This is a genomic window from Oceanibaculum sp., from assembly GCF_022449305.1.
Lineage (GTDB): Bacteria > Pseudomonadota > Alphaproteobacteria > Oceanibaculales > Oceanibaculaceae > Oceanibaculum > Oceanibaculum indicum.
Genome location: NZ_JAKUSO010000034.1, coordinates 26613 through 38235 on the forward strand (window position 1 = coordinate 26613; position 11623 = coordinate 38235).

Annotated in this window: 11 protein-coding genes; 6 read left to right on the forward strand and 5 right to left on the reverse strand. The window is 66.1% G+C overall.

What is annotated here, in order from left to right:
- Positions 1–44: 44 nt before the first annotated feature.
- The gene (locus MK313_RS11445) at positions 45–890 is read right to left on the reverse strand and encodes an IclR family transcriptional regulator domain-containing protein (RefSeq protein ID WP_008944547.1); all 846 of its coding nucleotides are present in this window, start codon (positions 888–890) and stop codon (positions 45–47) included.
- Positions 891–1022: 132 nt separating this feature from the next.
- Between MK313_RS11445 and MK313_RS11450 the strand changes: the two genes are divergently transcribed.
- Positions 1023–2306, forward strand: a complete 1284-nt coding sequence (locus MK313_RS11450; protein WP_287781690.1) for a glycerate kinase — start codon at positions 1023–1025, stop codon at positions 2304–2306.
- 22 nt (positions 2307–2328) lie between these two features.
- The gene (gene pyk, locus MK313_RS11455; RefSeq protein WP_008944545.1) at positions 2329–3747 is read left to right on the forward strand and encodes a pyruvate kinase; all 1419 of its coding nucleotides are present in this window, start codon (positions 2329–2331) and stop codon (positions 3745–3747) included.
- A gap of 203 nt (positions 3748–3950) precedes the next feature.
- Here the strand turns inward: pyk and MK313_RS11460 are convergent, their stop codons facing one another.
- Entirely contained in the window at positions 3951–4253 is a 303-nt protein-coding gene (locus MK313_RS11460; protein ID WP_008944544.1) for a DUF2312 domain-containing protein, read from the reverse strand.
- A gap of 252 nt (positions 4254–4505) precedes the next feature.
- Here MK313_RS11460 and MK313_RS11465 point away from each other — a divergent pair, with 252 nt between their 5' ends.
- The gene (locus MK313_RS11465; protein ID WP_008944543.1) at positions 4506–5024 is read left to right on the forward strand and encodes a hypothetical protein; all 519 of its coding nucleotides are present in this window, start codon (positions 4506–4508) and stop codon (positions 5022–5024) included.
- Positions 5025–5100: 76 nt separating this feature from the next.
- Here the strand turns inward: MK313_RS11465 and MK313_RS11470 are convergent, their stop codons facing one another.
- The 3 genes from MK313_RS11470 to tldD form a co-directional block, all read right to left on the reverse strand.
- Positions 5101–6258 (reverse strand): succinylglutamate desuccinylase/aspartoacylase family protein, encoded by a 1158-nt coding sequence (locus tag MK313_RS11470; RefSeq protein WP_287781692.1) that lies wholly within the window; start codon positions 6256–6258, stop codon positions 5101–5103.
- A gap of 147 nt (positions 6259–6405) precedes the next feature.
- A complete protein-coding gene (locus MK313_RS11475; protein WP_287781693.1) occupies positions 6406–6708 on the reverse strand; it encodes a DUF1244 domain-containing protein in 303 nt (100 codons plus the stop codon).
- Positions 6709–6798: 90 nt separating this feature from the next.
- Positions 6799–8238, reverse strand: a complete 1440-nt coding sequence (gene tldD / locus MK313_RS11480; protein ID WP_287781694.1) for a metalloprotease TldD — start codon at positions 8236–8238, stop codon at positions 6799–6801.
- Between the two features lie 108 nt (positions 8239–8346).
- On the opposite strand from tldD, the gene MK313_RS11485 reads away from it, so the two are divergent.
- The 3 genes from MK313_RS11485 to MK313_RS11495 form a co-directional block, all read left to right on the forward strand.
- Entirely contained in the window at positions 8347–9714 is a 1368-nt protein-coding gene (locus MK313_RS11485) for a DUF3422 family protein (RefSeq protein ID WP_287781696.1), read from the forward strand.
- 275 nt (positions 9715–9989) lie between these two features.
- Positions 9990–10835 (forward strand): cytochrome c oxidase subunit II, encoded by an 846-nt coding sequence (coxB, locus tag MK313_RS11490; protein WP_287781698.1) that lies wholly within the window; start codon positions 9990–9992, stop codon positions 10833–10835.
- Between the two features lie 108 nt (positions 10836–10943).
- On the forward strand, positions 10944–11623 hold a 680-nt coding region (locus MK313_RS11495; protein ID WP_287781700.1), incomplete at its 3' end, for a cbb3-type cytochrome c oxidase subunit I.

Here is an 11623-nt window from a genome sequence, read left to right on the forward strand (position 1 = left end):
GACCTGCTGTCGCAGGGCACCCATTCTGTTGCCGGGGAGGGGCGTCACTCCGCCGGCAGATGCCCGCCGACGGCGCCGGTCACTGCCTGCGCGGTGCGCGCCACCATTTCGCCCAGCAGCTTCAGCCGGGCATCGGTCAGGCGGGCGCTGGGGCCGGACAGCGAGATGGCGGCCATCGGCTCGCCATACTCGTCATGGATCGGGGCGGCGACACAGCGCAGCCCGGCGGCATATTCCTCGTCATCGATGGCATAGCCGCGCTGGCGCGACAGCGCCATGTCGCGTTCCATCGCCTCGTGCGTCGCCAGGGTCTTGTCGGTGAAGCGCTGGATGTGATTGCCGATCAGCGTACGGGTGGTCTGCGCCGGCAGCGCCGAGAGCAGTGCTTTGCCGAGGCCGGAGCAATGCAGCGGCGAGCGTCCGCCCGGCCGGGCCAGCACGCGCATCACCTCGCGGCATTCGACCTGGGCGAGGAACACGACCTCGCGCCCGTCGAGCACGCCGAGATTGACCGATTCGCCGGATTCCTCCATCAGCCGCCGCATGAAGGGGCGGGCGATCTCCACCACATCGCGGGAGCGCAGGAAGGCGTTGCCGACAGTGAAGGCCTGCACGCCGACATTCCACAGCGCGCGCTGATGGTCATGCTGCACGAAGCCCATCTGTTCCAGGCTCTTCAGCAACCTGTGCGCGGTCGAGGGTGGCAGGCCGGCGCGATGCGCAAGCTCGCTGAGCGAGGCGCCGCCATCGCTGCCGGCAATTTCCGTCAGCAGCGTCAGGGCGCGGGTCAGCGACTGCACCTGGCCGCCGTCGCGCGTGGCGTTTCCAGAAGCAGGACGGCCGCGTCGGCGCGCCTGGGGTTCGTCCTCGCCGCCGCTGGCAAGCGTCAAGTGACTCGCGCGGCCAATCCGGTCCGCTCTGTCTTGCGCCATCTGTTCGCTGTGCCTCGCACGAGGGATGTTTCGTTTGTGGGCAGGACTGTAGCATACTTTACGCAACGATAAGAAAGGTCCGCCGTTTTCATGTCTCTTCCCGCCGATTTCGATTCCCGCGCCTTCCTGCTCTCGCTGTTCGAGGTTGCGCGCAAGGCGGCTGATCCCGCTGCCTGCGTGCCTGCCCACCTGCCGCCGAAACCGAAAGGCCGCACCATCGTCGTCGGCGCCGGCAAGGCGGCGGCCGCCATGGCGCGCGCGGTGGAGCAGAACTGGGAAGGCGATTTGGAGGGGCTGGTCGTCACCCGCTACGGACATGCCGTGCCGTGCGAGCGCATCGAAGTGGTGGAGGCCAGCCATCCGGTGCCCGATGCCGCCGGCGAGGCGGCGGCGCGCCGCATGCTGACGCTGGTGCAGGGGCTGGGGCCGGACGATCTGGTGCTGTGCCTGATGTCCGGCGGTGCCTCGGCGCTGCTGTCGCTGCCGGCGGACGGGCTGGCGCTGGCCGACAAGCAGGCGGTCACCGGCGCGCTGCTGAAATCTGGGGCGACCATCGGCGAGATGAACTGCCTGCGCAAGCACCTGTCCGCCATAAAGGGCGGGCGGCTGGCGGTCGCCGCGCATCCGGCGCGGGTGGTGACGCTGGCGATCTCCGACGTGCCGGGCGACGATCCGGCGGTGATCGGCTCCGGCCCTACCGTGCCCGACCCCACCAGCTTCGCCGATGCGCTGGCCGTGCTGGCGAAATACGGCATCGAACCTCCGGAGGCGGTACGAAAGCATCTTGAAGCAGGGGTGGAGGAAAGCGCCAAGCCGGGCGATCCGCGCCTGGCGAATGCCGAGCTGGTGATGGTCGCCCGTCCGCAGGCCTCGCTGGAGGCGGCGGCGGACCTCGCCCGCAAGGCCGGCATCACGCCGGTCATTCTGGGCGATGCCATTGAAGGCGAGGCGCGCGAGGTTGCAACTGTCATGGCCGGCATTGCATTCCAGGTGGCGCGGCACGGCCAGCCGGCGCCCGCTCCCTGCGTCCTGCTGTCGGGGGGCGAGACCACGGTGACAGTGCGTGGCAAGGGCCGCGGCGGGCGCAATGTGGAATTCCTGCTGGGCCTTGCCGTGGCTCTGGGTGGGCATCCGCGCATCTGGGCGGTTGCCGGCGATACCGACGGCATTGACGGCACGGAGGATAATGCCGGTGCGGTGCTGACGCCGGACAGCATCGCCCGGGCCGCGGCGAAGGGGGTATCGGCGAAGCAGCGTCTGGCCGACAATGACGGCTATGGCTTCTTCGGGGCGCTGGGCGATCTGGTCATGACCGGGCCGACGCTGACCAATGTGAATGATTTCCGGGCCATCCTGGTGATGCCCGATGCCTGATGAGATGAACGGACGAGAGGGAATGACCATGCGACGTCAGCGCTGCGCCAAGATCGTCGCCACGCTTGGGCCGGCTTCCTCGACGGCGGAGCAGATCCGGGCGCTGTTTGCCGCCGGGGCGGATGTGTTCCGGCTGAATTTCAGCCATGGCGAGCATGCCGACCATGCCGAGCGCGTGAAGATTTTGCGCGCGCTGGAGCAGGAAACCGGGCGACCCATCGCCATCATGATGGATCTGCAGGGGCCGAAGCTGCGCATCGGCACCTTCCAGAATGGCCGCATCGAGCTGCATGCGGGCCGGCACTTCAACCTCGACCTCGACAAGGCGCCGGGCGACGACAAGCGGGTCTGCCTGCCACACCCGGAAATCTTCAAGGCGTTGCATCCCGGCGATGCGCTGCTGCTGGATGACGGCAAGATCCGGCTGAAGGTGCTGTCCTGCGATGCGAAATCGGCGGAGACGGAGGTGATCTCCGGCGGCCCGCTGTCCGACCGCAAGGGCGTCAATGTGCCGAACGCGTTGCTCGACCTGTCGCCGCTGACCGACAAGGACCGGCGTGACCTGCAGTTCGGACTCGACCAGGGGGTGGATTGGGTGGCGCTGTCCTTCGTGCAGCGGCCGGAGGATATCGCCGAGGCGCGCAAGCTGATCGCCGGGCGGGCCACCATCATCGCCAAGCTGGAGAAGCCCTCGGCGATCAAGCATCTGGACGCCATCATCGAACAGACCGACGCGGTCATGGTGGCGCGCGGCGATCTGGGCGTGGAGATGGCGCCGGAGGACGTGCCGCCGATGCAGAAGCGCATCGTCCGCGCCTGCCGCATGGCCGGCAAGCCGGTGATCGTCGCCACCCAGATGCTGGAATCGATGATCACCGCGCCGGCCCCGACCCGCGCCGAGGTGTCGGACGTGGCCACGGCGGTCTATGACGGCGCCGATGCGGTCATGCTGTCGGCGGAATCGGCGGCGGGCCAGTATCCGGTCGACTCGGTGGCGATGATGAACCGCATCATCGCGCGGGTGGAGCGCGACGACCTCTACCGCACCATCCTCGATGCTGTGCATGGCACGCCGGACGCAACCAGCCCGGACGCAATCACCGCTGCCGCGCGCAGCGTGGCGGAGACCATCGGTGCGGCGGCCATCGTGACCTACACCACTTCTGGTTCGACCACCCTCAGGGCGTCACGCGAGCGGCCGCCGGTACCGATCCTGTGCCTGACCGCCAGCCAGGCGACGGCGCGGCGGCTGGTGCTTGCCTGGGGCGTGCATCCGGTGCCGATGCGCGATGTGCGCAGCTTCTCCGACATGGTGCAGAGCGCCCAGGCCGTGACCCTGCGCGAGGGCTTCGCGCACAAGGACGACAAGATTGTGATTACCGCCGGTGTGCCCTTCGGCACGCCGGGGGCGACCAACGTGCTGCGCATCGCCCGGGTGTGAGGGTTTCTTGGGTTTGCCCTATGCTTCGAGACGCCGGCCCCAAGGGACTTGGTGCCGGCTCCTCAGCATGAGGTCACGAGGAGGCACTGTCTGTATTCCCATTCTCCCCTCGTCCTGAGGAGCCTGCGTCAGCAGGCGTCTCGAAGGACATGGGCCGGAATACGATTTGCCTCCTATGCGCAGGAGAACCCTGAAAGCCCGCCTTATTCCGCAGCCTGGTCCTGGCCGTCGCCCATGTCGCCGGCTTCCGCAGCGCTTCCGGGCGCCATGCCGAGCGCCTGCAGATAGAGGTCGAGCAGCGTCTCCTGCTCCTGCCGGTCCTCGCGGTCCAGCTTCCGCAGCTTCAGCACCTGGCGCATGATCTTGGTGTCGAAGCCCACACCCTTGGCTTCGGCGAAAATCTCGCGAATATCGGCGGCCAGTGCCGCCTTCTCCTCCTCCAGCCGCTCGATGCGCTCGATAAAGGAACGCAGGCGCTCGCCCGCGATGCCGCCGACGTCAGGCATGGATCATCCTCTGCATTAAGGGGTGTCGTGCTGTCCGCGACGATAGCCGGAAGCCCCCCATGGCCGCAAGCGGACTATGCCTGGCGATGCTGCTCAAGAGCTGTCGGAAAAGATTGTATAAAGATTTAAGGAAAATACTGAAGACTTCCCGGCAGTGATTTGATTGCAAAAAATATTCAGTTTCGTTAACGTTTTGTATACGAAGTGCAGCCTTAACTGTTATTAAGGTTAATACCTTGGGGAGTAACGCCAATGTTTTCCGCATCGAAGAAGTCGGATCCGGAGGCCGAACGTCGCCTGATAGAGGCCCTGAAGGCCCGCTGCGACGCACAGATACATCAGCTGGCAGGGATGGCGGAAAAGGCCGAGACCACCTCGGCCGAACGCGCCGCCCAGCGCCTGGTCGAGCTGGCCAAGAATCCGAAGCTGCCCGGCGATTACCGTAAATACGCGATGGAAGAAGCGCAGAAGCTGGAATGCGCGGCCAACATCAAGGCGACCGACATGGCGGTGCATCGCGCCATGGCGGCAGCGCTGGCCGACGACAAGGAGGCCCGCGACAAGGAAGTCGCAAAGATCCGCCAGTTCATGCAGAAGGCGATCAGCCTGCGAGCGCCGGCCGATTTCCGCGTCGGCACGGAGAAGTCGCTGGAGAATATTCTGCTGTCGGGCGGCGTGAAGCATACCGGCCCGACCAAGGCCAAGCCGCTGGATACCGCGCCCAAGAACGAAAAGCATGCCAAGGACGGCCTGCCCGCGATGGTGCGCTGAGCCGGATAAGCGGCAGGGGAAAAGCAAGGGGCGCCGGTTGGCGCCCCTTTTTGTTGCCGTTTGTGCCGGTGGCCGCTCAGTCGTCAAGTGCGGGGCGGTTCATCCGGTGCGCCAGCGGCTTGTCGGAGGCGATACGGAAGATCACCATGCCGGGCCGGGCGATGCGTTCCGGCCGGCGGCCGAACAGGATGCCGTCGGCCAGGCTCTGCACCGGCACGCGGGCCTTGGTCTGGTCCTCGGCGTAGGGGTCGATGATCTCGCACACTACCTCGCCCTTCTTCACCATGTCGCCGGGTGCCTTGTGATAGGTCAGCACGCCGGTGACCGGCGCATAGCCCACTTCCATAGCCGAGACGGGCACGGCCTCGCAGAGCGGCTTCGGCAGCGGGCCGGGATCGCCGGCGATGGCGCCGTAGCGCTGCAGGACCTTGAACAGGTTTTCCGCGTCCGGCTTGCCGAAGCCGTCGGTCACATCGACCCGACCGCGATATTCCACGGTGGCCGAGATGCAGGCCTGCGGGACCGGCTTGGCCTCGTCCTGGATCAGGCCGCGCAGGTCGGACCACAGCCCGCCGATACCCTGCGAGAAGGCGCGCGCGCCGCCGCTGGCATGGCGGCTGACCAGCGTTGCCATGCTGCCGATCTGGGCTGAAAGCTCGGCACCGCCCTCGTCATAGCTGTCCTGATGCATGAACAGGTGCATCGTCGCCTCGCCGGCGCAGTGCAGGTCGAGGCAGATGTCGGAATCGATGGCCAGGCGCTGCAGCGTGAATTTCAGCGATTCGTTCTCGTTGCGCGGTGCCTGCGCGGTCAGCCAGGCGACGGCGGCCTTGCGCACGATCTCCACATTCTTCGTGGCGTCGTTGGTCAGCTTCGGCTTCACCTCCTCGGCGATGCCCTCGGCGACCGGCAGGAAATTGCGGTTGAAATTCTCGCGGCTGACGAGATCGAAGCGGCCGAGGTGATAGCCGGCGATGTTCTGCGCCAGGCCAACCGGGTTGGCGACCGGCACGACGACGATTTCGCCCTTGATCTGGCCCTTGGCGTCAGCCTCTTCCAGCATCGGACGCAGATGGTGCAGCGCCATCATCGCCGGCAGCTCGTCGGCATGGATCGCCGCCTGCAGATAGACCTTCGGGCGCGCACCGGGCGTGCCGAAACGGTGCACGGCGATATGGCGCTCCGTACCGGGGGACGGGCTGACGAGGGTGATTTTTTCGACCGAGCGGGGCATCGGCTGGGCCTCTCCTGTTGGTAAGTGATGGCGGTGTTACGCCAAATTCCTTACCACGCGGGAAAGTCGCCAGCCATGCGTTCTACTCAAGGCGGATAGAGAGCGCCGCCTTTCGGTTGCCCGCTAGGGCGCCAATCAGTGCGCCTATTAGTGAGAGTGAATCTTTTCGAACATCGCCTTCTGTTCGGCATTCGCCTCGGACTGGTACTTCGCCTTCCAGTCCTCGTAGGGCATGCCATAGACCTTCTCGCGGGCCTCGTCATAGCTGACCTCCAGCCCCTTGTCCTTGGCGGCGGCGGCATACCATTTCGACAGGCAGTTGCGGCAGAAGCCGGCCAAATTCATCAGGTCGATATTCTGCACGTCGGTGCGGGTCTGCAGATGATCGACCAGCGTGCGGAAAGCGGCGGCTTCAAGCTCGGTGCGGGTCTTCTCGTCGATCTGGCTCATGGCTTTCCTCCTGTATCGGTGGAATAGGCTACCCCCTATGTCGGGTCTGGGGGCTGGCCTGTAAAGGGTGTGTTGGGATGCCGAACGGCGTCAGGCGGCCTGGGTGCCGCCCACGGTAATGCCACGCATCTTCACGGTCGGCTGGCCGACGCCCACCGGCACGCCCTGGCCGTCCTTGCCGCAGGTGCCGATGCCGTCATCCAGCTTCAGATCGTTGCCGATCATGGAGACCTGGGTCATCGCCTTCGGGCCGTTGCCGATCAGCGTCGCGCCCTTCACCGCCGGGCCGATCTTGCCATCCTCGATGAGGTAGGCCTCGGAGGCGGAGAACACGAACTTGCCCGAAGTGATATCGACCTGCCCGCCGCCGAAATTCACGGCATAGAGGCCGCGCCCCTTCACCGAGGCGATGATCTCCTGCGGGTCGTGCTGGCCGCCCAGCATCAGCGTGTTGGTCATGCGCGGCATCGGATGATGCGCGAAGCTCTGGCGCCGGCCATTGCCGGTCGGCTTCATGCCCATCAGGCGGGCATTCTGCCGGTCCTGCATGTAGCCGACCAGGATGCCGTCCTCGATCAGCACGGTGCGCTGCGAGGGCGTGCCCTCGTCATCGACGGTGAGCGAGCCGCGCCGGTCCTCCATCGTGCCGTCATCGACCACGGTGACGCCCTTCGAGGCCACCTGCTGGCCGATCTTGCCGGAGAAGGCGGAGGTCTGCTTGCGGTTAAAGTCGCCCTCCAGCCCGTGGCCGACCGCCTCATGCAGCATGACGCCGGGCCAGCCGGGGCCGAGCACCACTTCCATCTCGCCGGCGGGGGCGGGGATGGAGCCCAGATTCACGACGGCCTGGCGCAGCGCCTCATCCACCTGCGCCTGCCAGGTGCGCGGGTCGAGATAGAGGTCATAGCCGGTGCGCCCGCCGGCGCCGCTGCTGCCGCTTTCCATGCGGTCGCCCTCGGCGACGACGATCTGCACATTCAGGCGCACCAGCGGGCGGATGTCGGCGACGCGCATCCCGTCCGGGCGGATGATCTGCACCGCCTTCCAGCTGCCCGCCACCGAGGCCGAGACCTGGCGCACGCGCGGGTCCTTCGCCCTTGCATAGGCGTCGATGTCCTGCAGCAGCTTCACCTTGGTCTCGAACGGCACGGCGGAGAGCGGGTTGGCATCGGTATAGAGCTGCCGGTTGGTGCCGATCGGCCCCTCGGCCAGCGTGCCGCCATGGCCGGCCTTCACCGCCTGCACGGTGGTGACCGCGCGGCGGATCGCCTCCTCCGACAGGTCGGCGGCATGGGCATAGCCGGCGGCATCGCCGATCACGGAGCGCAGGCCGAACCCCTGCGCGGTGTCGAAGCTGGCCGCCTTCAGCCTTCCATCGTCGAAGCCCAGGCTCTCCGACTGGCTGTATTCGAGGTAGAGTTCCCCGTCATCGGCGCCCGACAGCGCCTCGCCGACCAGCCGTTCGATGCGGCCGCGGTCGAGGCCCGCGCGGGTGAAGAACAGCTCGTCGGTCTGCGCGAGAACGGTCATGTCCTATCCTTGTGGTTGCGGCATGCAATGCTATCGACAAGGATATAGGCAGGATTGCCCGGCGCAACCAGCACCGGCATGGCATTAGGGGATGGGAGACGCGCCGGCATGGTGGAAAAGCCAAGGTCAGGAGAGGGGGCCGCCGAGTCTGCTGTACCACCCCTGGGCCGCCTGCCGGACGAGCATCCGCTGCGCCATGCGCTGAATGACGAGGTACATGCAAGGCCGTTCGAGCCGATGGTGGCGCCGGCCCGTATATCGCATCTGGCGGTGCTGACGGGCGAGCAGACGGCGGGGCAGGAGCGTGCGCATCTGGCGCGGCTGTGTGCGCATTTTCAGGTGCCGCCGCCGCCCGACGACGCGACCCAGATCATCATCGACATGGGCGGCTTCCTGCTGCGCTGGGAGCGGCATACCGAATTCTCGACCTATGGCTTCATCCTGGAAGGCAAGTTCGAGGAGGCCTTCGCCGATCCGGTGATCCGCCGCGTGCCGCCGGACTGGCTGGAGGCCATCCCCGGCCAGATGATCGTGGCCATCCATGTCGCGGTGGAGGCGCGCGGCGGCCCCCGCCATGGCGCGTCGGAAGCGGCGGCGCTGCTGGGCGGCAATGCGCCGGCCGGCAGCCTGATGAGCAGCGGTGCCGCGGCTGCCTGGACCGACTTCACCATCGGGCCGGACGGGTTCAGTCGCATCCTGGTGCAGGATTACGAGATGGGGCCGCGCCGCACCGGCCGGCGGGTGCGGCGGCTGCTGGAGCTGGAAACCTACCGCATGATGGCGCTGCTGGCATTCCCGCTGGCGCGCGATGCCGGCCCGGCGCTGACCAAGGTCGGCGAGGAGATATCGAACATCACCACGGCGCTGGCGACCGGGCAGGACAGCCGCGACGACCGTGCGCTGCTGGACGAGCTGACCCGCCTGGCGGCGGAGGTGGAGCGTATCGGTGCCCGCGTTGCCTACCGGCTGGGGGCGGCCAAGGCCTATACGGCGCTGGTGGCGCAACGCACCGAGGAGCTGCGTGAATCGCGCCTTGAAGGAATGCAGACCCTGGGCGAGTTCATGAACCGGCGGTTCCTGCCGGCGATGCGCACCTGCACCTCGGTGCAGCAGCGGCTCGATGCGCTGGCGGCGCGGGTGGCACGCACCAGCGAATTGCTGCGCACCCGTGTCGATGTGCAGCTAGAAGCGCAGAACCGCGATCTGCTGCGCTCGATGAACCGGCGCGCCATGATCCAGCTGCGCCTGCAGGAGACGGTGGAGGGGCTGTCGGTCGTCGCCATCTGCTATTACGCGGCAGGGCTGCTGGGCTATGCCGCGAAGGGGCTGAAGGACACGCCTTTGGGCTCGGGGCTGCCGCTCTCGCCCGAGGTCGTTGTCGGGGCGGCGATTCCGGTCATTTTCCTGCTGGTATGGTTCGGCGTGCGGCGCATGCGCCGACGGCTGACCCGCGATCTGGAAAAAGAAGACGCCTGAGGATAGGGGACAGGAAAAACCGGGCCTCGACAAGGGTCAAACTGATGGCAAAAAAGCGGCAGGATGCGACATCTGGTCACAATTCGCGCTTGCCCGATCCGAATAAGATGGATAGACAGCCAACGTGCGCAGCGCAGCGGTAATTCCGTTGGCGACGTGCCGCAACGGTTCGGGCCAGGTTTCGCCTTATCGCCCTGAATGGGCAGGCGAAGCCTTTCGTCCATGCCGCGCCTTCCGGGGGGCGGACGGATTTTGTGTCTAGGGATTAGGGTAGGATGCCGAGCAATAGGAAGCGTATCGCCACCGTGTTCTTCGGGATTCTCCTCGCCGCGCTGGCGGGAGTGGGGCTAACGACGGGCGCCTGGGCGGCAGAGCCGCAGCCCTGGCAGCTCGGCATGCAGACGCCGGTCTCGCCGGGCAAGGAAAGCCTGCATTCGCTGCACGACATTTTGTTGTGGATCATCACGGCCATCACGCTGTTCGTGCTGGCGCTGCTGATCTATGTGATCGTCCGGTTCCGGGCCTCGGCCAACCCGAACCCGTCGCGGACCTCGCACAACACGCTGATCGAGGTGCTGTGGACGGTCATCCCGGTGATCATCCTGGTGGTGATCGCGGTGCCGTCCTTCCGGCTGCTCTATTATCTCGACCGTACCGAAGAAGCCGACATGACCATCAAGGTCACCGGCCATCAGTGGTACTGGAACTACGCCTATCCGGATCATGGCGATTTCGCCTTCGACAGCTACATGATCGCCGAAGAGGATCTGAAGCCGGGGCAGAAGCGCCTGCTGGAAGTGGACAATGCGCTGGTCGTTCCGGCCGGCAAGAATATCCGCGTGCTGGTTGCCGGCGCCGACGTGATGCACAGCTGGCTGGTGCCGGCCATCGGGGTGCAGCTCTATACCATCCCGGGCCGCATCATCGAGACCTGGTTCCGCATCGACAAGCCAGGCACCTATTACGGCCAGTGCAACCAGATCTGCGGCGTGAACCATGCCTACATGCCGGTTAAGGTCGAGGCTGTCAGCGAGGCCGAGTTCGAGGCCTGGGTGAAGCAGGCGCAGGACAAGTTCGCGGATAATGGCGACCGCAAGGTCGCGGCAGTGGCCGCGCAGTAATTCGGGAGTGGGGCGGCGCAGGCGCGCTGCCCTCGCAACGAGGACGAGACTGAGGGTTTCTCCGCCCAGGCTGGCGGGACGCCTTTGAAAGCAAGGAAAGGTTGATCCATGGCGCAGGCATCGGCAGCGCACGACCATCACGATCATCATCCCAGCGGCTGGCGGCGGTACGTCTATTCGACGAACCACAAGGACATCGGCACGATGTACCTGATCTTCGCCATCGTTGCCGGCATCATTGGCGGCCTGTTCTCGCTCTATATGCGTATGGAGCTGCAGGATCCGGGCGTCCAGTACATGTCGGGCGGCCAGGAGTGGAACGTCATCATCACGGCGCACGGCCTGATCATGGTGTTCTTCATGGTCATGCCGGCGCTGATCGGCGGCTTTGGCAACTGGTTCGTGCCGCTGATGATCGGCGCGCCGGACATGGCCTTCCCGCGCATGAACAACATCAGCTTCTGGCTGCTGATCCCGGCCTTCGCCCTGCTGCTGCTGGCGGCCTTTGTGGATGGCGGCGCCGGCGTGGGCTGGACCATCTATCCGCCGCTGTCGGGCCCGAACGGGCATCCGGGCATGGCGGTCGATTTCGCCATCCTGTCGCTGCATGTGGCCGGCGTGTCCTCGATCCTGGGCGCGGCCAACTTCATCACCACCATCATCAACATGCGCGCGCCGGGCATGACCCTGCACCGCATGCCGTTGTTCGTTTGGTCGATATTGGTGACCGCGTTCCTGCTTTTGCTGGCCATTCCGGTGCTGGCCGGCGCCTTGACCATGCTGCTGAC

Bases quoted from the DNA above. Each gene is read 5' to 3' on its own strand.
- pyk (WP_008944545.1), top strand. From the start codon at position 2,329: ATGACCATGCGACGTCAGCGCTGCGCCAAGATCGTCGCCACGCTTGGG.
- coxB (WP_287781698.1), top strand. From the start codon at position 9,990: ATGCCGAGCAATAGGAAGCGTATCGCCACCGTGTTCTTCGGGATTCTC.
- MK313_RS11485 (WP_287781696.1), top strand. From the start codon at position 8,347: ATGGTGGAAAAGCCAAGGTCAGGAGAGGGGGCCGCCGAGTCTGCTGTA.
- MK313_RS11465 (WP_008944543.1), top strand. From the start codon at position 4,506: ATGTTTTCCGCATCGAAGAAGTCGGATCCGGAGGCCGAACGTCGCCTG.
- MK313_RS11460 (WP_008944544.1), bottom strand. From the start codon at position 4,253: ATGCCTGACGTCGGCGGCATCGCGGGCGAGCGCCTGCGTTCCTTTATC.
- MK313_RS11450 (WP_287781690.1), top strand. From the start codon at position 1,023: ATGTCTCTTCCCGCCGATTTCGATTCCCGCGCCTTCCTGCTCTCGCTG.
- MK313_RS11470 (WP_287781692.1), bottom strand. From the start codon at position 6,258: ATGCCCCGCTCGGTCGAAAAAATCACCCTCGTCAGCCCGTCCCCCGGT.
- tldD (WP_287781694.1), bottom strand. From the start codon at position 8,238: ATGACCGTTCTCGCGCAGACCGACGAGCTGTTCTTCACCCGCGCGGGC.
- MK313_RS11475 (WP_287781693.1), bottom strand. From the start codon at position 6,708: ATGAGCCAGATCGACGAGAAGACCCGCACCGAGCTTGAAGCCGCCGCT.